The following is a 21,948-nucleotide window of genomic DNA, read 5'->3' on the forward strand; positions in this document are numbered from 1 at the left end:
ATATTTAAGCCATCATTAAATGTATTGCCTGCAATTGTAAATAAGCTTCAAATGCTTGCTGCACTTAAGTTTGAAACCAATAATTGTGTGTAATACTTTTTTTCATAACCTGATGTAACAAATACAAAAACATGAAACGCAGGCATTTCCTTCAATCATCATCAATGTACCTTGCTGGCGCTGCATTGATTCCAACAACATTGTCAGCAGCCACAAAAAAAGTTTCAGCAGCCGATAAAATCCGTGTGGGCGCCATAGGCATAAATGGTATGGGCTGGGCCGACCTCACCACCATGATCAAACATCCTGAAGCAGAATGCATCGCTTTATGTGATGTTGATAAGAATGTATTGGATAAACGTGTTGCTGAGCTGAAAGCAAAAAACATAAACGTAACGGCTTACAGCGATTACAGGAAGTTATTGGAGAATAAAGATATAGATGCAGTCATTATCGGCACGCCCGATCACTGGCATTGCAAAATAATGATAGATGCCTGTGCAGCAGGCAAAGATGTTTATTGTGAAAAACCGGTTGGCAATTCAATAGTGGAATGTGCACGAATGATTGATGCCCAAAAAAAATATAACAGGGTAGTGCAGGTGGGCCAATGGCAGCGCAGCAATAAACATTATGCTGATGCCATGGAGTTTGTGCACTCAGGCAAGCTGGGCAATGTGCGCCTCGTAAAAGCCTGGGCTTACCAGGGTTGGATGAAATCAATTCCTGTGCAGCCTGATGGCCCTGCGCCTGCCGGTGTTGATTATAATATGTGGCTTGGCCCTGCTGAAAAAAGGCCTTTTAACCCCAACCGTTTTCATTTTAATTTTCGCTGGTACTGGGATTACGCCGGCGGCCTTATGACCGACTGGGGTGTGCACATGATTGACTATGCATTGCTTGGTTCAAAAGCAACTGTTCCAAAAAGCATAATGGCCAGCGGCGGCAAATTTGCTTATCCCGATGACGCCGAACAAACACCCGATACGCTTACTACGGTTTATGATTTTGGCAATTTTAATATGCTCTGGGAACATGCCACCGGTATAAACGATGGGCCTTACCAGCGCGATCATGGTGTGGCTTTTATTGGCAACAATGGAACGCTGGTAGTTGACCGCGGCGGATGGGAAGTAATTCCTGAAGTAATAAATGGCAGCAATAAAATGGAAGCCGTTGCCCGCCAGCCAAAAGTTGATGACGGCCTTTTATTGCATACACAGAATTTTTTAGATGTAATTAAATCACGCAAAACAGAAGACCTGCATTGCCCGGTACAGGCAGCGGCACATGTGGCAACGGTTTGCCAGATGGGCAATATTGCTTTCAGGGTTGGCAAAAAAATTTACTGGGACGATGCAAAGAAAAACTTTACCGATAATGAGGCCAATGATTTGCTCCTTGCCAAATATCATAATGGATATGAATTGCCAAAAGTGTAGTTTATATTACCGGCTGCAGTAATTAATTCAGCAGGGCTGTGTCATCAATAGGTTTTATACGGCAGCTATTATGTGAAACGTGAATGTGAAGGGCGCATCATTGATAACGCAAATTTGAATTTGAAACTGCAGATGCCATGAAAAGATGCAGATGACGGTAATGCGACGCAACCGTGTTTCATAGCATTAATTGGCTGGCAATAAAAATATCAAACAAATTCGAAAGAATTTTATCATAACTGTGTTGTATGTTGCAACACATAAAAACAAATATCCAGGAATGAAATAAGCCACGCTGTTATAACTATTAAGCTGCTGCAAATAAATTTATAGCGAATTACATTTGACAAATAAAAAAATCAAAAATTACAAATGAATAAGAAAATCCTTTTAACCGCTGCTTGTTTTGTATGTATAATGATTGCTAATGCCCAGGTAGATTCCACTACTGAGATGACGGCGACGCTCCGCTATGTAGGCGATACAACGAAGCCGCAAGCCACAGAATTTTACAAGCCAGTTCCGCCGGTTGTGACACCGGGAAAAAATTATGGCGACGCTCCTTCTGACGCTATTGTTTTATTTGATGGTAAAAACCTTGATGCCTGGCACAGTGATAAAGACAGCACCAAACCTGCTGAATGGATTGTAAAAGACGGCGCATTTACCGTGAATAAAAAATCGGGCGGCATTATAACCAAGCAACGTTTTGAAGATTACCAGTTGCACATAGAATGGCGTATTCCAACAGATATACATGGCAGCGGGCAGGCACGCGGCAACAGTGGAATTTTTCTTGCCAATCTCAGCATGGGCGATGAAGGTTATGAGTTGCAGGTGCTGGATTGCTACAACAATAAAACCTACGTGAATGGCCAAACCGGCGCTATGTATAAGCAAGGAATTCCTTTGGCTAATGCCTGCAAAAAACCGGGCGAATGGCAAACGTATGATGTTATCTGGCATGCGCCACGTTTTGACGCATCCGGTAATTTAACCGATTCTGCGCATGTTACTGTTTTGCACAACGGCGTATTGCTGCAGGACAATTTTGCTTTACGCGGTGTTACAAGATATATAGGCCTGCCTTATTATAAAGCGCATGGCCCTTCACCCATTAAATTACAGTCTCACGGCGATCCGAGCGAACCGATAAGCTTCAGGAATATCTGGTTAAGGCCGCTGAATTAGTGAGTAGTGAATTGTGAGTGGTGAATATGGGTACGTGAAACGTGGATCGTAGAACGTGAATGAGGAAGGAAACTATTTCTTATAAAAATAAAATCCCCGGTGTTTTGAAATGCCGGGGATTTTATTTTTGGATATATTAGTTCGTGGCTCTTACCATCATGTCTTTATAAAAGAACCGGCTTCCCGCTCTTATTTAAAATACTGTTTTTATTTTCAACATTAAATGAATCGCTGGTTGGCTGGAGTGGGGAATATCAAATGGTGCAGCAGGTTTCTGTTTATGGACTAAATCATATTTCTTTTAAATAATCATTGATTAACTTTAATTCAAAACCTCTTTGCTGCAAAAAGTCTTTTATTTTTCTCTTTTTAATGAAGATATTTTTCTCGCTTTTCAGGGTAGCCAATTTCTTGCCGGCAACAGTATTAAATGTTTTATTGTAATCAGTATTTGGTATTGAAGATAATGCTTTGCGAATGCAATAATCGCTGATCCTTTTCTGCCTTAAAGCATACTTTATTTTTTCTTTCCCCCATTGCTTTATCCTGAATTTGCCACCTGCATAAGCTATGGCGAAACGTTCTTCATTCAAATAATTTTCTTCTATAAGTTGCGTGAGCAATTGCTCAACTTCATTGCGGTGCAAGCCCAATGAGTATAATTTATCACGCGCTTCGCTGTGGCATCTTTCCTGGTAAGCGCAATAATGTTTTGCTTTTTCCAGGGCAGATTGTAATGTATCGTTCATTAAATGTTGAACTATTTTAAACAAGTGAATATAATATTTAAAATAAAAAATTAAGTTTGTTTTAAATCAACCATCATGAACCAAAATACAACTGCTGAAAATTCAACCAATACTGATTTGCTTCAAGAAAACGATCCTTCAAATGGAGGCTATGATAAACCTGTAAAAAAAACAAGGAATATACTTTTTGTATTAGCAGCGGTTCAACTGTTGCTCGGAACTCTTATGGCAATGCAGCAATATGGTGTTGCCCGTATTGTTTCTATGGCAATTTATATCGGCGTAGCCACGGTATTTTTCTTATTAGCATTATTGATCAAAAACAAACCATAACTGCTATAATAACAGCGCCTTCAATTTATGGCGTTTTGGTATTATAGCTATTATTATTGATCCTGCCGGTGTGCAGCAATGGAAAGATTCGCAAAAGAATAAATAATGTTATTCCAGGTTTGGGCTTAGCCATTTTTCTGCTTCTTCCATGCTCATATTTTTTCTTTTTGCATAATCTTCCAACTGGTCTTTACCAATTTTTCCAAGCCCGAAATAATGACTTTGCGGATGTGCAAAGTACCAGCCGCAAACAGATGCCGGCGGATCCATGGCAAGGCTTTCCGTTAGTGTAATGCCAATATTTTCTGTAGCATTTAAAAGATTGAACAATTTTATTTTTTCAGTATGATCGGGGCAGGCCGGATAACCGGGCGCCGGGCGGATACCGTTATATTTTTCATGAATTAATTCCTCCTTGGAAAACGTTTCATCTTTGTCATAACCCCAATATTCTTTTCTCACTTTATGATGCAGGCATTCTGCAAAAGCTTCTACCATGCGGTCTGCTAATATCTGCACCATTATTTTGTTATAATCATCATTCTCCGCTGCAAACTTTTGAATGTGTTGTCTTGCGCCTGAAATAGTAACGGCAAAGGCACCCATGTAATCAGTAACCTCTCCTGCGTATGGGCTTACAAAATCAGCCAGTGAAAAGTTAAATTGCCCTGCGGCCTTTTTCGATTGCTGTCTTAAAAATTCAAGCTTAACTTCTCCATCTTTTGTTTGTAAGGTAACTGTGTCTTTGTTATTGCTCATTGCCGGCCAGAAACCAATTATACCATTAGCCGTGAACCAATGCTCGTCAATTATTTTCTTTAATAAAGCCTGCGCATCATTGTACAGTTTCGTAGCTTCTGTACCAAAATTTTTATCTGATAATACTGCGGGAAATTTGCCCGGCATTTCCCAGCCAATAAAGAATGGTCCCCAGTCAATATAATCTGCAATGGTAGCAAGGTCAAAATCTTTAAACACTTTTATGCCATCAACATTAGGTTTGACCGGTGTATAATTTTCACTGTTCAGTTGCTCTTTGTGCACAACCGCTTCTTCATAACTGATCAATACTTTATGCGCCTGTTTATTTAAAAACTGTTTGCGCAGCGCTTCATATTCCTTTTGTGTATTGTCTAATAATTCTTCTTTCTGTTTTTTATTCAGGAGATTTGTAACCACCGTTACGCTGCGTGATGCATCCAATACGTGAACAACGCCATTATCATATTGCGGTGCAATCTTTACTGCAGTGTGCGTTCTTGATGTGGTAGCGCCGCCAATTAATAAAGGCTGCTGCATATTGCGGCGTTTCATTTCGTGCGCCACGTGCACCATTTCATCCAATGAAGGTGTTATTAATCCGCTTAAGCCTATTATATCAACGTTTTCTTTTATGGCGGTGTCTAAAATTTTATCCGCCGGAACCATCACACCCAAATCAATCACATCATATCCATTACAACCCAGCACAACGCCAACGATATTTTTACCAATATCATGCACATCGCCCTTAACGGTTGCCATAAGAACACGGGGCGCATTGCCGTTTCCGGGCTGCGGGTTATTCTTCTTTTCTTCTTCAATGAACGGTGTTAAGTAGGCAACACTTTTTTTCATCACCCTTGCGCTTTTTACTACCTGCGGCAAAAACATTTTACCGCTTCCGAATAAATCACCCACAACGTTCATCCCATCCATCAGCGGGCCTTCAATTACGGTTAAAGGTTTCGGATATTTTTGTCTTGCCTCTTCGGTATCCGCTTCAATAAAATCTGTAATACCGTTTACAAGCGAATGTTTCAGCCTTTCTTCAACAGGTGTGTTGCGCCAGGCATCATCTTTCTTTTCTTCCTTTCCTTTGCGTTTAACGGTGTCTGCAAAAGCAATCAGTTTTTCAGTGGCTTCGTTATTATCATTATTGTGATTAAGAATAACATCTTCACATAGTTTTTTTAATCCAGGCTCAATTTCATCGTACACCACCAATTGCCCTGCATTTACAATGCCCATATCCATGCCTGCTTTGATGGCGTAATACAGAAATACGCTATGCATGGCTTCACGCACATGATCGTTACCGCGAAAGGAGAATGAAAGATTACTTACACCGCCACTCACTTTTGTGAGGGGCATTTTTTGTTTAATGATGCGGGTGGCTTCTATAAAATCTACGCCGTAATTATTATGTTCTTCAAGGCCGGTTGCAATGGCAAATATATTGGGGTCGAAAATAATATCCTGCGGATCATAACCCACTTTTTCTGTAAGAATGTTGTACGCCCTTTCGCTGAAGCTTACTCTTTTTTCCAATGTATCTGCCTGGCCGTTTTCATCAAAAGCCATTACCACTACTGCTGCGCCATACATTTTACAGGTTTCGGCCTGGCGTATAAATTTTTCTTCGCCTTCTTTTAATGAAATGGAATTTACAATACACTTGCCCTGCACGCATTTTAAGCCTGCTTCAATAATCTCAAACTTTGATGAATCTATCATTATTGGAATGCGGGCAATATCAGGCTCGCTTTGCAGCAGGTTTAAAAAAGTTGTCATTGCCTGAACGCCATCCAGCAATGCATCATCCATGTTTACATCCAATACCTGTGCGCCGTTTTCCACCTGTTGCCTTGCAACGCTTAACGCTTCTTCATATTTGTTTTCACGAACTAACCTTGCAAACTTTTTTGAACCTGTTACGTTTGTGCGTTCACCAATATTTACAAAATTTGATTCGGGCCTGATGGTCAAAGATTCCAAACCCGCGAGCCGCATGTAGGGCTTAATAATATTCTCACTCATGCAATGTTATTTTATATTCTACTTCAGATTCCATTAATTGCTGAAGCTCCTTTTTGTCTGGTAAATAGATCTTGTATTTACTTGTAAAAATTTGATTGTTGTTTTTGGGTAACGTGTATTTTACTATACTTTCTTTTTTGTTCTTACAAAGAATAATTCCGATTGTTTTGTTTTCTGTAGCTTCTTTTATTTCTTTATCGAAATAGTTTACATACATCTGCATTTGCCCGATGTCTGCATGTTTTAATTCCCCAATTTTAAGATCGATCAAAATAAAGCATCTTAATATACGATGATAGAAAACAAGATCGATGTGATAATGATCTTCCTCAAGTGTTATTCTGTATTGCCTTCCAACAAAAAGAAAGCCTTTTCCGAGCTCTTTTAAAAAGTCTTCGAGCTTTGATATAATGGCTGTTTCAAACTCGCTTTCGCTGTAAGATTCATGTTCTGCTAACGAAAGAAATTCTAAAATGTAAGGATCTTTAATTGCATCACTCGCAGATTTTATTACTTGCCCCTTTAAACTAAGTTCTTTTACTTTCTTTTTATTTCTGCTTAAAGCAAGCCTTTCATATAATGCACTGTCGTATTGTCTTTTTAGTTCTCTTAAACTCCAGCCTTCATTTATAGATTCTATTTCATAGAATTTTCTTTCTTGTTCGTTTTCTATACGCATTAAGAAAATATAGTGCGACCAACTTAATTTAAAAGTAGAAGTGGAAGATTTCCGAGACACTGTCTCGGATTTTGAAGCATTTGATAAACCCGGAACCAATTTCCGAGACACTGTCTCGGAAATTGAGTATACAAGATAAAACCTGCGCATATACTCAAGATTATCTACAGAAAAACCACGGCCAAATATTGCAGTTAATTTCTTTGATAAAGAGGGTAAAGTTTTGTTTGCATACGTAGCCCTGGATTTTCCCTGCTGTTCATATTCTACTATTAGTTTCCCAATGTTATAATAGGTTTCAACAAGGGCAGTATTTATTGATTGCAGAACATGCTCTCTTGAAGCCTCAATAAGAATTTTTATATTCTTGAAAAGGGATTGGGAATTTATGATAGCCATATATTAAGCATAAATATTTTCAACAACAGGCAATGTTCTGGGCTGAATTTTTTTTACGTGCTCTGCTATTGATCGTATATGGTCGGGTGTTGTACCGCAACAACCGCCAACAATATTTACAAATCCTTCTTTTGCCCAGTCTTCAATAAAGCAGGCCGTTTCTTCGGGCTGTTCATCATATTCTCCCATGGCGTTTGGCAAACCTGCATTCGGATAGGCAGAAACATAACAGGAAGCCAGTTGGGATAACTCTTCAATGTGTGACCGCATTTCTTTTGCGCCCAATGCACAATTTAAACCGACGCTTAACGGCTTTGCATGCGCAACGGAATTATAAAATGCTTCCAGCGTTTGCCCGCTTAAAGTTCTGCCGCTGGCATCAGTTATAGTGCCGCTGATCATGATTGGTAATGATGCTTTCTTCTCATCTCTGAAATATTTTTTAATAGCAAATATTGCTGCCTTTGCATTCAAAGTATCAAAAATGGTTTCAATTAAGAGCAGGTCAACACCGCCTTCTGCCAAACCTTTTACCTGCTCATAATAAGCCTCCACGGCTTCATCGAAAGTTAAGGCGCGGAAACCTGGATTATTTACATCGGGAGAAAGCGATAATGTTTTATTCATGGGCCCTATGGCGCCGGCAACAAAGCGGTTGACGGTTGGCGGTTGAGAGCTGGCCGAAAATTCTTCAACGGCTTCCCTCGCAATTTTTGCGGCTTCAAAATTTATTTCATAAGCCAATGATTGCATATTATAATCTGCAAGTGAAACCCGTTGTGCATTGAACGTGTTTGTTTCAATAATGTCTGCACCGGCTTCAAGGTATTCTTTATGGATGGCTTTAATAATTTGCGGCTGCGTTAAACAAAGCAGATCATTATTGCCTTTTATGTCCGAACCCCAGTCTTTAAAACGTTCGCCGCGGTAATCTGTTTCTGATAATTTATAACGCTGTATCATAGTGCCCATGGCGCCATCAATTATTAAGATGCGTTGATTTAAAAGTTCTTTAATGTTCATACAGGATGATTTGAAATTGAAACCACAGATGCCATTAGCACTGCAGTACAAGGGAGTGACACAACGAAACTCAACCGGAGTTCATTGGCCGGCAACCAAAAAATAATCTGAATTATAAACGTAGGGAAACTTAATAGTGAAGTTTGTGCGTTTATTAGTTCTGAATTTTTAAGGCCGAACAATAAACAAATCCGCCTTGTGGTGCAAAAGTAATCAAGAAATTATTATAAACAAACTGGTGAAATTTTGTTAAAGAATTGTGGCTAAATTTTTAACATGTATAGAACATTATACAAGAATTATTTTAAGACTTTTGTAAGCATTCCAAGCAACGTAAGTACACACGCAGCATGATGAGAAAATGGTTTCTTGCATTCCTCATATTGTTTATTGAGTTTAATTTAAAAGCGCAGGATCCTACAATAACGATTCTTAAAACCGAAGCAGGCCGCACTATTAAAAAGGATGTGCCTGATACACTTAAGAAGAAATGGATAAAAGGCGGCATGTTTAATTTAAACGTGGCGCAAAGTGCTTTAAAAGACTGGGCCGCAGGCGGTGATAATTTCTCCGTGACCATGAATATGTATGCTAATGCCCATGCCTTTTATAAAAAAAATAAGGTAACCTGGGATAATAATCTTGATATAAATATCGGCTACATTCATACAACCACTTTAGGCACACGTAAAAGTGATGACCGGCTTGATTTTTTATCAAAGCTTGGATATTACCTGGGTTCTAAAGTTTCTGTTACGGGCTTATTTAGTTTGCGAACGCAGTTTTTTGACGGATATACTTATGCAAACCCCGAGTATCCTGTGTTTTCTTCAACTGCATTTTCGCCAGGCTATGTTTTATTTAGCCCGGGGTTTGATTATAAGCCGGTAAAAAACCTGTCTATATTCGTTTCGCCCGTATCATCAAGATGGATTGTAATGCTGAACCCAACACTTTCAAAAATTGGAGCTTACGGCGTTGACAGCGGCAAGCATTTTTTAAGCCAGGTGGGTGCTTTTGGAACAATTATTTTCAACAGCAATTTCACTAAAACTATAACCTATAATTCAAGGATAGACCTGTTTTCAAATTATGAGCACAACCCTTTTAATGTGGATGTATATATGACGAATTTATTTGCAGCCAAGTTCAGTAAAAAATTTGCAGTAACGTGGAATGTGGATATGATATATGATGACGATGTACGCGTATTCGGCCCCAAAGCAAATTCGCCGCGATTGCAGTTAAAATCAGTTATTGGCATTGGTGTTTTAATAAAGGTAGGAACATAGCAGCGCTGCATTTATTACTCATATAGTCTGCTCATTGTCTTCAACCAGTGATGCCGTAATTTCATTCAATTTCTTTATTCTTTCCTTTAGCCCGCTTTGAATATTGTTTCTTATTGTATTAAGATTGTTGGTAAGGCTTTCAATTTCTTCGGGCAGTACTTCGTTAAAAAACTCCTTTAACCTTCTTGCCAGTGTGGGCGATTTGCCATTGGTTGAAATGGCAATTTTTACATCGCCTTTGGTGACAACAGAACCCAGATAAAAATCGCACAGCGAAGGCTTGTCAGCGGCATTCAGCAACTTGCCTTTTTGTTTTGCATCTTTTCTTATACGTTCTGCCAGATCAATATCATTTACTGCCGCTATAATTAAATCGCTGTTATCTAATAATTCAGGATGATACGATGTTTGTATTAGCTGCACATGCTTATGTTTGAAAGCAAGTTCACGTACTCCTTTTTTAATAAAACTGGCAGCCACAGTAACATTCGCTGCGGGTGAATTATGTAAAACGGTATTGAGTTTTTCATAGCCAATTTCTCCGGCGCCTATTATAAGCACGCGCAATTCTTCAAGCTTGAAGAATACCGGGAAGAGATTGTTTTTATCAGCGCTCATAAATATTCTTTTATTCTTTTAAAAAAAATTGAGCCAGGCCGACGAGAAAGAACCTGCAAAAAAATTGTTTGAAAATTGTAAGCGGTTCCTGCATTCGCCGGCTGGCGCCGGAATAAGTTGTTACACAATCTTTTTTCTTATTACGTAATCCCCGAAAGATTCATTGAGGTTTTTGTTGGCAGAAAAATCTTTAAGCAATGCATCGAGCGTACTTAATATTTCCGGCTCTTCAAGGTTTTCTTTGTACAATTTGTTTAAACGTTTGCCAAGTGCATCAGCACCGAGATAAATATTATACCTGCCCAATGCGGTGCCTACAAAACCAATTTCCGCAGCATAAGGCCTGCCGCAGCCATTGGGGCAACCCGTCATGCGCACATGCAATTCTTCGTTGTTTAAATTATACCTGTCAAGAATATCTTCAATTTTATCTATTAATGAAGGCAGGTAGCGCTGCGCTTCTGCAAATGCAAGCGGGCAGGTGTTTAAAGCCACGCAGGCAATGGCATTGCGCCTTACGGGCGAAGCATTTTGTGTGGCCTGTATCACGCCATATTGCTGCAGTATATTTTCAATTTCATCTTTGTCTTCAGGTTTTATATCGCTTATAATTAAGTTTTGATTGCAGGTAAACCTGAATTGTGTTTTACCCGTCTTTGCTATCTCGTAGAATGCTTTTTTAAACTGCACCTTATCGCCATCATATACCCTGCCGGTTTCAATAAAGGCAGTGTAATAATAAAGCCCTTCATGATTTTTATGCCAGCCATATTCATCGTGGCGTATGGTTAACGCATATTCTTTTTCGGGCTCGAATGGTATGCCGCTTCTTGTTTCCACTTCTTTCTTAAATACATCAACGCCCATGCGGTCAATGGTATATTTAAGACGTGCCAGTTTCCTGTCGCTCCTGTTGCCAAAATCTCTTTGGGTTGTCGCTATTTCATAAACCACTTTAAACAAGTCGTCTTTTTTTACATAGCCCAGCATGGAAGCAAGTCTTGGATACGTTTCAGCATTACCATGTGTGGCGCCCATGCCGCCGCCTGCGCTTACATTAAAACCCACCAGTTCGTTGTTTTCTACAATAGCAATAAGGCCTACATCGTTTGTAAAAACATCCACATCATTATAAGGCGGAATGGCAATAGCTATTTTAAATTTGCGCGGAAAATACCTGTCCTGGTATAATTCATCTTTTTCAAGTTCAGGAGAAATTTTTTCTTCATCAAGCCATATTTCATAATAACCATGTGTTTTGGGCAATAACAGCTTACTCAGCTTTCCGGCATAAGAAAATATTTCTTCATATACAGCGCTGAAACGCGGATGAGCGCTTGCAATAACATTGCGGTTTACATCGCCGCAGGCTGCAATGCTGTCGAGCTTAACGGTATTAAAATCTTTTATGGTGGGTTTAATGTGATGTTTTAAAATGCCATGCAACTGCACCGTTTGCCTTGTTGTAATTTTTATAACACCGGTTGTATAGCTATTGGTTACTTCATGTAAAGCAATCCATTGTTTTGCTGAAAGCAGGCCGCCCGGCAAGCGTAAGCGGATCATATAAGAATATAAGCGCTCTAATTTTTTCTCAGCGCGTTCATCCCTGCGGTCACGGTCATCCTGCATATACATGCCGTGAAATTTTATAAGCGCCCTGTCGCTTTCGCGTATAGCGCCTGTATGTTCATCCAATAAACTTTCTTTTAAAGAGCCGCGCAGGCCTTTACTTTCTTTTTTGATTTTTTCTACTACTGATTCTGACATTAGTGGTATGAGTTATGTTAACCGGTTAAATTTTTTAATGTAAGTCGTATGTAAAAAACGGGCTGCTTTAATACACGTCTTTTGCAAATCTTCCTTCATCTTCCAGCCTGTTTAAATAGCCTGCTGCCTGTTCTTCATTAATGTTTGCTTCCTGGCTGATAATATTAATTAATGTTGCTTCAACATCTTTAGCCATTGTGTCTTTGCAGCCGCAGATATAAATGTATGCGCCGCTTTCAATCCAGTTAAACAATTCTTTTGATTGCTGCTGCATGCGGTGCTGCACATATATTTTTTCTTTCTGATCTCTTGAAAAAGCTGTGTTTAACCTGGTAAGCAAACCGGAGTCGAATAAAGAAAGCAACTCGCTCTGGTATAAGAAGTCTTTATGAAAATGCTGATCGCCAAAGAACAGCCAGTTTCTTCCCGGTGCGCTTTCATCATCCCTGTGAAAAAGAAATGAGCGGAATGGTGCAATGCCTGTTCCGGGCCCGATCATAATTACATCTTTATCTTGCAGCGGCAGGCGGAAGTTATCATTTGAGTTGATATAAAACGTTACTTCATCGCCTTCATTCAAGCCTGCAAAATGACTGCTGCAAAAGCCATATTTTTCTTTATCATTCACCCAAAATTTATTGCGGCCAACGGTAATATGGATTTCATTATTGCCATGCGCATACGGCGATGATGAAATAGAATATAATCTTGGCGTAATAGGCTCGAGGATAGCAATGAAATCTTCGAGTAAAATATTTTTCGTTAAAGGATAAAGCGCCAAAATATTTTTAAGATCAAGCCTTATCAATGGTAATTCTGATTCAATAAGCTTTGCATATTTTTCTATAATGCGAACAGGCAGGTGCAGGATGTTTACCTTGGTCTTAAACAAATCAAGCAGCGTGAATTGCTCATCTTTATATGTTACTGTTTTGTTTTTATCTGCTGAAAGCAGGGATAGTATTTCCTGCACGTCCTCATCAGTGTTTACAGGCACAATACCCAAAGAATCGCCGGGCAAATAATAAATGGCTTCTTCTGTGCCAATTTCAATATGGAATGTTTCTTTTAATGAGCCTTTATCATTCAGGTTGATGTGCGATTGTACTACACCTTTATAAAAATGCTTTCCGTTTTTTGCCTGTTTGGGCTGCGGTTTTGGCGCCAGCAAATTAGCCGTTGTGGGAAGATGATTTACGATATTACTTATCCATGCTTCGGAAACAGGATAAAAATCAAGATCTGATTTTTCAAGCGGCAAAAGCCTTATGGCGCCTAGTTCATCAAGGCGTGTATCCACATCTTCACCTGCTTTGCAAAACAATGGGTATGAGCTATCTCCCAGCGCAAGCACCGCATATTTTAAATTAGAAAGGTCATGCTGTTTTGCATACAGATGGTCGTAGAATTTTTTAGCTGCAGATGGTGTTTCACCATCGCCATGTGTGCTCATTACAACATACAGCGTGCTTTCTTTTTGCAGGTTGGCAACATTGTATTGATCCAATGCTTTAAGCGTTACTTTATGCTGCTTGCTTTTTAAAACCGATGCAAGCTTTGCAGCTATTTTTTTCGAGTTGCCTGTTTCTGTTCCATATACTACTGTAATAACCAGCTTTTCTGTTGATGCAACAATCTCAGGTTGTGCCGGTGGCGTTGCCGTTGTATTTTTATCTGACACGCCTGCCAGGTAGCCGCTCATCCAGATTATTTCATCCCTTGATGAATCCTGGATAAAATCTTTAAATGATTTGAATTTTTGTTCAGTCAACATTTTCAGTAATTTTTTGTGCGCCTTCAACAGGCCTGGTGATAAATGGATTTATTTTGAGATATGCTGTTGCTTCTTCAACACTGCGGAAATAATTTTCGCCGGCAACGCTATTGTTTTTATACCATGAAAAGTTTTCATGTAACCCTGCTACTTTTCCCATTATTATTATGGAAGGGCTGTTAAACTGAATGGGTTCTGCGGGAAAAGATTGCAACGTAAATGCATGCACACGCTGGTTAGGCGTTGTAGCCTGTTCAATCACAAGAAAAGGTATTGATTTATCAGCGCCTGCATTAATAAGCTGTTCAATTATTGAAGCAAGATTGTTACTGCTCATATAAAAAACAAGCGTTTCTTTAAATGCTGCCAATTGCTTCCAGCTTTCTTTATCAATAATACTGTTATTAAAATGTGTTAGCAATTTCACGCCGCTGGCAAAACCTCTTGCCGTTAAAGGCACGCCTGTAAAAGCAGATGCGCCTGATGCGGCTGTAATACCGGGAACAATTTCATAAGCTATGTTATTGTAAGCAAGTGTTTGTAATTCATCATAAACATTGGAGAAGAAAGCAATATCGCCGCCTTTCAGCCTTACCACTTTTTCATACAGGTTAGCAAACTGAACAAGCAGTTTATTTATGTCTGACTGTTTGTATGATTTCTCATTGCCGCCCTGTTTACCCACATCAATAATAATCGCATTGGGATTGGCATAGCGCCCGATGATTTCATCGCCGGCAAGCCTGTCTGTAATAATTACTTCAGCCTGTGCCAGCAGGTTAGCGCCCTTAACAGTAATAAGGTCGGGATTGCCTGGTCCCGAACCGATAAAATAAATTTTACCGGTATTTGCGCTTTGTGCTTCTGTTGGTGCATTGCTCATTTTGCTGTTGTTGATAATAGTGTATTAAAACAAAAAGCCTTCTCTTGTGGAGAAGGCTTTATATAATTTCTTGCGTTTTTTATTTTGAATTATCGCAATACAAGTTCCTTCCCCGTAGAGATGTAACACATACAACAACACAGTGAAGAAGGATTAAACATTTGCTTGCTTTGAGCGGCAAATATAAAATGCTGATAATAAAAAAATGAAATTTTTTTTAGTGATTTAAAAAATAAATGATCGCTATAACAAAGCAAATGTTTGTTAGTACGCGTGGTTAGTTGGTTAAGTTGAACGCTTGAAAGTTAAAAGATAAGAAACAGGTATTGGGAATCTGGAATAAACTCGTGAACTTGTGAGCCTGTAAATTTTATTAAGCTATATCATTATTTAATTACTATGAGCCAGGAAAAATTACCCGAAGTTTGGTTAAGAGGCCCGCTGCCCTCCATACCACCATTGTTGCAACCTGTAGCACATGCACTCTTGCAGGCCGCTGAAGAAATAAATGCAATCCTGCTTGATTTTAATGAGGACCTATTATGGAAAAGGCCAGCAATGCTTGCTTCTGCTGGTTTTCATTTGCAGCATATTGCCGGCGTTCAGGACAGGCTGTTTACTTACGCAAAAGGCGAAGCATTAAGCGAATCGCAACTTGCTTATTTAAAAAGTGAGGGCAAAGAAAACGAAACTATCACGTTGGCATTTTTGCTGGAACATTTACATCAGCAAACAGAAAAGTCAATTGAACAATTAAAACAAACAGATGAAAGCACGTTAACTGAAATAAGGTATGTAGGCCGCAAACAAATACCTTCCACTGTAATGGGTTTATTGTTTCATTCGGCTGAACACACTATGCGGCATACCGGCCAGTTATTAGTTACTATAAAAGTTTTGCAGACTTTAAAATTTGATTAATCGTCAGGCATTTATTTTTGAATTATATGCAAGCTCCAATTGGTGTTTTTGATTCGGGTTATGGCGGCCTTACAGTGTTGAAAGAATTTACAAAACATTTACCTCAATATGATTATATCTATCTTGGCGATAATGGCCGGGCGCCTTATGGCAACCGTTCTTTTGAAACCGTATATCAATATACATTGCAATGCGTAAGCTGGCTGTTTAAACAAAACTGCCCGTTAATTATACTGGCTTGTAATACTGCATCTGCAAAAGCTTTGCGCACCATACAGCAAAACGATTTAGATAAAAAGTTTCCGGGTAAAAAAATATTAGGTGTAATAAGACCGACAACAGAAATAATTGGTAATTATTCTAAGACGAACCATGTGGGCATAATGGCAACGAGCGGTACGGTGCAATCGCAATCTTATCTTATAGAGATAAATAAATTTTTTCCCCGGGTAAAAGTTGTGCAACAAGCCTGCCCTATGCTTGTACCGCTGATTGAGAATAATGAATTTGAAAATGAAGCAGCGGATTATTTCATTCAGAAATATATCAATGATTTATTGAAACAAGATGAAAAGATTGATACAATATTGCTGGCCTGCACACATTATCCATTAATAAAAAAAAAGATAGAAAAGTTTTTGCCCAAAGGCGTTAATGTAATTGCGCAAGCTGAACTTGTTGCAGCAAGCCTTAAAGATTACCTGCTTCGTCATGCTGAAATAGAAACGCAGCTTTCAAAAAATAAAACCATTCAATTTTATACAACAGATTCCTCAGAAGATTTTAATAATCACGCCAGCATTTTCTACAGGAAGAAAGTAATATCTAAACAAATAAGCCTGTAAATATTATAAATAAAAAAGTCCGTTCGCTAAGCGAACGGACCGTTACATCAACCTGTAAACTTATTTGGTTGAACAACAAGCACTGCCGGGATGGCAACAAGCGCTGCCATCACAACAAGACGCGCTTTTTGGTTTATTACCTGCCTGTGCAATGCTAACAAACGCAATAAGCGTTGTTGCTGCTGCAACAATTATTTTCTTCATAATTATAATTTTATACGTTTAAAAATGTTTTGTCCATTTAATTAAAGCATAAAATAATTTGGCGGTTTCCAGCAGGCCAGCAAGCAACCTTCTGCAATATCCTGCATAGTAAACTCAAAAGACTTACTGGTTATTGGCTGGCTTAAATCAGTTATTTCAATTGTTTTTTTAGGAATGTATTGACAATATATGCAACTAAAAAAGGGGTTACAGATACCTGTACATGGATTGTTAGTATTATGTGGCTTTTTGCTGCAGCAATCTTTAACGCAAATGCTATCCTTGTTCGTTTTAGCAAATAAGGGTTCTGCTAAAAAGAATAACATCAGCAGCAATATAAAGGCGCTAAAAATTTTCATTAATCTTCTAAAGGTCGCAACTTAAATTTAATTGCTATCATTTTTAACATACTAAAGATGATACAGTATCAAAGTATATTAAAATAAAAACGGCGGCTGTAATTAATTTGTTGCCACTTCTTTTTCCCAGCCTGTTTCTTTCAGCGCCGGGTCTTTTTCTTTCTTTAAAAAATCTCCCTGCAATGATGCGCTTCCTGCATTATCATTCATTAATGCATCATCGGGTAAAATTTTTACAGGTTCTTTCCATGAAGTGCTTTCATCGTTATAGGCAGGATTAGATAAGGAATTATAACAGGAAATTAAACTCCATCTTGGCTTATCGCTTGTATTGGCCTCAGAACGATGTAAAATATTGCTATGAAAAAACAATGCATCGCCCGGCTCTAATTCCACGTAAACATGCTCCATTGTTTTAAGTGCATTATTTACCATCGTCATATCAGCGCCAACCTGTTCACCGGCAAACCCGTGGTTCACCCTGCCCATTTTGTGCGAACCTTTTATTACCTGCAAACAACCATTGGCTTTGTTGGCTTCTGTTAAAGCAATCATCACGCTCACCAACTGGTCCGGAAACAGAAATTGATTTTTATACCAGTAGCCATAATCCTGGTGCCATTCCCATGCCCCGCCAACCTTCGGTTCTTTCTGCATCAGCTTTGTATGAAAGTGGCAAACAGGCGCAGTGCTGTCTAACAATTTTGCAGCGGAATACACCATACGTTCGCTACGCAACATGCAGCTATACACATCATCGCCGGGCGTAAACCATAAAGTAAGTTTTGTTTTCTTACCCGTTTGATCGTTCAGGTCAAGTGCATTATTTTTTACTACATTGTCGCTAACAGCAATGCCATACAGTTTATCAATTTCAGGTTTTGAAAAAAAGCTCTTTACAATCACATAACCATCGCGGTTAAAAGTATTTACTTCTGTATCATTAAGAATATGTGCCATAACAATCGTTTTAAAGTTTGAAGATAAAATTATTGATACATAAATGAGTGTTAAGACTGGGATAGCGATTATTGCTATAAAAATAATACATTCGTTATTCATCATTCAATGTGGTTACTTAAGGCTATTCACGAATGCGCAGGTTTCATTTGTGCATCTCTGGCCTATAAATATTTTCACCACTCACAATTCATTTACCTTTGCGCAAATTTTTAAGATGGCAAGTTTTGAAGAATTAGGATTGAACGAGCATTTGCTCGCATCAATAACAGAATTAGGATTTGAAAACCCTACACCCATACAGGAAAAAGCAATACCGGTTTTATTAAGCGGTACAAAAGATTTTATAGGCCTTGCTCAAACCGGCACCGGTAAAACGGCTGCGTTCGGCCTGCCCTTGCTGCAGTTAGTTGCTGTGGCCGATAAATATCCGCAGGCATTAATTGTTTGCCCCACAAGGGAATTATGCATACAGATTGTAAACGAAATAGAATTATTTAAAAAGCGGGTTCGCGGCATGCATGTGGTGGCAGTATATGGCGGTGCAAGCATTGGCATGCAGATAAAAGATATTAAAAAAGGCGTGCAGCTTGTGGTGGCAACGCCTGGCCGTTTGATTGATTTGATTGAACGCAAAGCCATCAACCTCGAACAAATAAAATATGTGGTATTGGATGAAGCAGATGAAATGCTGAACATGGGTTTCCAGGACGATATAGAATTTATTTTGCAGAATACGCCAAACCGTGAAGCCACCTGGTTATTCAGTGCAACCATGCCACCCGAAATAAGAAAAGTAAGCCGCCGTTACATGAACGAACCTTTTGAAGTAACGGTTGGTAAAGCCAATACCGGTAATAAAAACATCGATCACCAGTATTTTGTAACGTCTGCGCAAAACCGGTATGAAACATTAAAGCGCCTGATTGATTTTAATCCCGGTATTTATGGTTTGATATTCACCCGCACTAAAGCCGATGCACAGGAAATAGCAGAAAAGCTTACCCGGGAAGGTTATGATATTGATGCGTTGCATGGCGATTTAACACAGGGACAGCGTGATAAAGTGATGGGGCAGTTTCGTGATAAAAGTTTACAGTTATTGATAGCAACAGATGTTGCAGCGCGTGGTATTGATGTACAGGGCATAACGCATGTTATCAATTATGAACTGCCCGATGATGTTGAAGTTTATACGCACCGCAGTGGAAGAACAGGCCGTGCAGGCAATACCGGTATCAGCATGAGCATTGTGCATACGCGTGAGATGTACCGCTTAAAGCAAATTGAAAAAATCGTGCAGCAGCCGTTTCACCGTTTGGAAATTCCATCGGGCAAAGATGTTTGCCGCAAGCAGTTTTTCTTCTTTATGGATAAATTGTTGCAGGCTGATATAAGCCACGGCGATTATGAAACGTATGTGCCCATGCTTGCTGAGAAATTTTCGGATGTAAGCAAAGAAGAAGTGCTGAAAAGAGTAGCGGCGCTGGAGTTTGACCGTTTTCTGAAATATTATGAAAATGCCGAAGATTTAAATATGCGCCAGCCAGCAAGAGAACCTGGCGGGGCAAGGGGTGCAAGAGGAAGTGAAAGGCGCGATGACAGGGGTAAAGGCAGAAACCGCCAGGAAAATTATGGCAACGGTAATTATACAAGGTTGTTTGTAAACCTTGGTACAAAAGATGGTTTTTATAAAGCAAGTTTTCTGCAGTTTATTCTTGATATGAGCGACCTGCGTAAGGATGTACTTGGCAAAATTGATATGCGTGAAATGAATAGCTGGGTTGAAGTTGACAGCAAGGCAGCCAAACAAATGATGCGCTCTTTAGATGGTAAAAATTATAAAGGCAGAAGGATAAGAATGAATGAAGCAAACAGCAGGTAAGCTGCTTTGCCTTTTTTATAGCAGCGTTTGCTCACCGTAAAATAATTTCCCGTTTACAATTTTTGCAGGCTGTGTATAGGTATGTTCTGTTGCTTTATTCACTTCCATAATGTGATGCACCAGCCACCCGTTCAGCTTTAAGTAATCTGATACCATAGAACGGTGGCAACTCCACCAGACCGCTTCCGAGCACATATAGGCAGTACGTTGTTTTATGGCCATCGCCTCCAGTAGATCAATACCTTTTTTAAAATCATCTGTCTCCATATAATCTGCATAACCCCTGAAAGCAGGATGCCGCCAGCCTGTATTTTTTGAGTCTTTATGCACCGGCCTTCTGCCGCCGAGTAATTTTAAATGCACATAAGCTATTCCGCTTCCAGGCATTGATTCTTCAAGGTTTTCTTTGTTGAATTGCGGTACGCGCCTTGAGCCGGGAAAGCTGCGTATATCGGCAAGCAATTCTATGTTAAACGATTGCAGCATCTCAACAAAATGTTCCAGCGTTCTCGTGGAATGCCCGATTGTCCATATTTCTTTATTATGTTTTATACGGCTGTTTTTTTATTTAAACTGATGCTTTTAACTGGCATAAAAACGACTAACAAAAGAACAATATTGCTACATTTATTGAACCAAAGTTATTATGCCCTTCTACCAAAACATAAATGCCCATACCGTTAATGGCAAACGCACCATTGAAAGGTTGCTTAAGTTACGTATAAAACTCGATAACGAAATACCGCAGAAGCATCTTGAAAAAAACCTGCTTATTGCATCGTGGAATATACGTGAGTTTGATTCACCTGCTTATGGAGACCGGCTTGAAGAAGCGTTTTATTATATAGCGGAAATTGTTTCAAAGTTTGACATCATAGCCATACAGGAAGTGAGGCAGGATTTGAAAGCGCTGAAAAAGCTCATGCGTATTTTAGGCAGTTACTGGGAATATATTATTACTGATGTTACTGAGGGCAGGCAGGGCAATAAAGAAAGGCTGGCTTTTGTGTTTGATACAAGGAAAGTAAAATTCGGCGGGCTTGCAGGTGAAGTTATGTTGCCTCCTTTTAAAGCAAAAGATCCTGATACCGGCCAAACAATTTATCAGCCCGTTAAGCAGCTTGCCAGAACGCCTTACCTGTGCGGCTTTAAAGCAGGCTGGGCAGATTTTATGCTTTCAACTGTTCATATTTTGTATGGCACATCTGCTGCCAATGATCCGCGCAGGGTTAAAGAAATTAAAGATATTGCCAATGCGCTTGCACGAAAAGCAGCAGATAAATTTGAGTGGTCGGATAATCTTGTATTGCTTGGCGATTTTAATATTTACAGCCCGGAAGATGAAACCTATTCAGCTATTTTGCAGGCCGGGTTTGAAATACCGCCGCAACTGCAAAGCCTTCCGTCAAACGCTTTGCAAAATAAGTTTTACGACCAGATTGCTTTTAAGGTAAAACCCGGCAGGTTTGAGGCCACAAATAATGCGGGTATTTTTAATTTTTATGAAGTGGTGTTTACAGAGCAGGACGAAGAATTATATATACCAGCAATGGGTGATCGTTACTATACAACCAGCAGAGGCAATGAAAGGCAAAACAAAACACTTTATTATAAAACGTACTGGAGAACTTATCAAATGAGCGATCATCTGCCTATGTGGGTTGAAGTGAAAATAGATCATACAGATGATTACCTCAGGAGTAAACTCATACCACCACAAACAGGTGATGAAGTTACAGATGCGCCATCTGTTTGAAACCTGTTCACTATAAATAATTATAACAAGCGTATATAAAATAAAAACCCCGCCTAAGACTAGGCG

At 39.3% G+C, this 21,948-nt stretch carries 19 protein-coding genes; 8 read left to right on the plus strand and 11 right to left on the minus strand.

The genetic code is table 11. The annotated features are described in order from the left end of the window. The first annotated feature begins 131 nt into the window (after positions 1–131). Positions 132–1,442 carry a Gfo/Idh/MocA family protein gene (locus BM015_RS19240; protein WP_090662620.1) on the plus strand — a complete coding sequence of 437 codons (1,311 nt, stop codon included), beginning with the start codon at positions 132–134 and terminating at the stop codon, positions 1,440–1,442. A 372-nt stretch (positions 1,443–1,814) separates the two neighbouring features. Next, the gene (locus BM015_RS19245; RefSeq protein ID WP_245751508.1) at positions 1,815–2,633 is read left to right on the plus strand and encodes a 3-keto-disaccharide hydrolase; all 819 of its coding nucleotides are present in this window, start codon (positions 1,815–1,817) and stop codon (positions 2,631–2,633) included. A gap of 290 nt (positions 2,634–2,923) precedes the next feature. On the opposite strand, the gene BM015_RS19250 is transcribed toward BM015_RS19245, so the two are convergent. Further along, positions 2,924–3,382, minus strand: a complete 459-nt coding sequence (locus BM015_RS19250) for a regulatory protein RecX (protein ID WP_090662624.1) — start codon at positions 3,380–3,382, stop codon at positions 2,924–2,926. A 75-nt stretch (positions 3,383–3,457) separates the two neighbouring features. On the opposite strand from BM015_RS19250, the gene BM015_RS19255 reads away from it, so the two are divergent. Beyond that, positions 3,458–3,715 carry a hypothetical protein gene (locus BM015_RS19255; RefSeq protein ID WP_090662626.1) on the plus strand — a complete coding sequence of 86 codons (258 nt, stop codon included), beginning with the start codon at positions 3,458–3,460 and terminating at the stop codon, positions 3,713–3,715. 108 nt (positions 3,716–3,823) lie between these two features. Here BM015_RS19255 and metH read toward each other — a convergent pair whose 3' ends face one another. Genes metH through BM015_RS19270 form a run of 3 tightly spaced genes read right to left on the minus strand, consistent with a single transcriptional unit; the run spans position 3,824 to position 8,615 of the window. Then, a complete protein-coding gene (gene metH, locus BM015_RS19260; RefSeq protein WP_090662629.1) occupies positions 3,824–6,514 on the minus strand; it encodes a methionine synthase in 2,691 nt (896 codons plus the stop codon). Continuing rightward, entirely contained in the window at positions 6,507–7,592 is a 1,086-nt protein-coding gene (locus BM015_RS19265) for a PDDEXK nuclease domain-containing protein (RefSeq protein ID WP_090662630.1), read from the minus strand. Before BM015_RS19265 ends, metH begins: the two co-directional genes overlap by 8 nt. 3 nt (positions 7,593–7,595) lie before the next feature. Beyond that, positions 7,596–8,615, minus strand: coding sequence for a homocysteine S-methyltransferase family protein (locus tag BM015_RS19270; RefSeq protein WP_090662632.1), 1,020 nt, complete (start codon positions 8,613–8,615; stop codon positions 7,596–7,598). Positions 8,616–8,965: 350 nt separating this feature from the next. On the opposite strand from BM015_RS19270, the gene BM015_RS19275 reads away from it, so the two are divergent. After that, on the plus strand, positions 8,966–9,907 hold the full coding sequence (locus BM015_RS19275) for a DUF3078 domain-containing protein (protein WP_245751510.1): 942 nt from the start codon (positions 8,966–8,968) through the stop codon (positions 9,905–9,907). Positions 9,908–9,925: 18 nt separating this feature from the next. Here the strand turns inward: BM015_RS19275 and BM015_RS19280 are convergent, their stop codons facing one another. From BM015_RS19280 to cobA, 4 genes are all read right to left on the minus strand, one after another. After that, positions 9,926–10,525 carry a precorrin-2 dehydrogenase/sirohydrochlorin ferrochelatase family protein gene (locus tag BM015_RS19280; protein ID WP_090662636.1) on the minus strand — a complete coding sequence of 200 codons (600 nt, stop codon included), beginning with the start codon at positions 10,523–10,525 and terminating at the stop codon, positions 9,926–9,928. 120 nt (positions 10,526–10,645) lie between these two features. After that, a complete protein-coding gene (locus BM015_RS19285; protein ID WP_090662638.1) occupies positions 10,646–12,295 on the minus strand; it encodes an NADPH-dependent assimilatory sulfite reductase hemoprotein subunit in 1,650 nt (549 codons plus the stop codon). A 67-nt stretch (positions 12,296–12,362) separates the two neighbouring features. Then, positions 12,363–14,069: a diflavin oxidoreductase gene (locus BM015_RS19290; RefSeq protein WP_090662640.1), complete on the minus strand. Its 1,707-nt coding sequence runs from the start codon at positions 14,067–14,069 to the stop codon at positions 12,363–12,365. Further along, positions 14,059–14,952, minus strand: a complete 894-nt coding sequence (gene cobA, locus BM015_RS19295; RefSeq protein WP_090662642.1) for a uroporphyrinogen-III C-methyltransferase — start codon at positions 14,950–14,952, stop codon at positions 14,059–14,061. Before cobA ends, BM015_RS19290 begins: the two co-directional genes overlap by 11 nt. 399 nt (positions 14,953–15,351) lie before the next feature. Between cobA and BM015_RS19300 the strand changes: the two genes are divergently transcribed. Beyond that, positions 15,352–15,873, plus strand: a complete 522-nt coding sequence (locus BM015_RS19300) for a DinB family protein (protein ID WP_090662644.1) — start codon at positions 15,352–15,354, stop codon at positions 15,871–15,873. 26 nt (positions 15,874–15,899) lie between these two features. Next, positions 15,900–16,718, plus strand: coding sequence for a glutamate racemase (gene murI, locus BM015_RS19305; protein ID WP_090662720.1), 819 nt, complete (start codon positions 15,900–15,902; stop codon positions 16,716–16,718). A 60-nt stretch (positions 16,719–16,778) separates the two neighbouring features. On the opposite strand, the gene BM015_RS21635 is transcribed toward murI, so the two are convergent. Both BM015_RS21635 and BM015_RS19315 read right to left on the minus strand, forming a co-directional pair. After that, positions 16,779–16,922, minus strand: coding sequence for a hypothetical protein (locus BM015_RS21635; protein WP_177191967.1), 144 nt, complete (start codon positions 16,920–16,922; stop codon positions 16,779–16,781). A 461-nt stretch (positions 16,923–17,383) separates the two neighbouring features. Further along, on the minus strand, positions 17,384–18,241 hold the full coding sequence (locus tag BM015_RS19315) for a phytanoyl-CoA dioxygenase family protein (protein ID WP_090662648.1): 858 nt from the start codon (positions 18,239–18,241) through the stop codon (positions 17,384–17,386). A 217-nt stretch (positions 18,242–18,458) separates the two neighbouring features. On the opposite strand from BM015_RS19315, the gene BM015_RS19320 reads away from it, so the two are divergent. Further along, entirely contained in the window at positions 18,459–20,126 is a 1,668-nt protein-coding gene (locus BM015_RS19320; RefSeq protein ID WP_090662650.1) for a DEAD/DEAH box helicase, read from the plus strand. A gap of 15 nt (positions 20,127–20,141) precedes the next feature. On the opposite strand, the gene BM015_RS19325 is transcribed toward BM015_RS19320, so the two are convergent. Beyond that, a complete protein-coding gene (locus BM015_RS19325) occupies positions 20,142–20,678 on the minus strand; it encodes a DUF488 domain-containing protein (RefSeq protein ID WP_090662652.1) in 537 nt (178 codons plus the stop codon). 94 nt (positions 20,679–20,772) lie between these two features. Between BM015_RS19325 and BM015_RS19330 the strand changes: the two genes are divergently transcribed. Further along, positions 20,773–21,882, plus strand: coding sequence for an endonuclease/exonuclease/phosphatase family protein (locus tag BM015_RS19330; protein WP_090662654.1), 1,110 nt, complete (start codon positions 20,773–20,775; stop codon positions 21,880–21,882). Positions 21,883–21,948 lie beyond the last annotated feature (66 nt).

This window comes from Parafilimonas terrae (assembly GCF_900115755.1).
Lineage (GTDB): Bacteria > Bacteroidota > Bacteroidia > Chitinophagales > Chitinophagaceae > Parafilimonas > Parafilimonas terrae.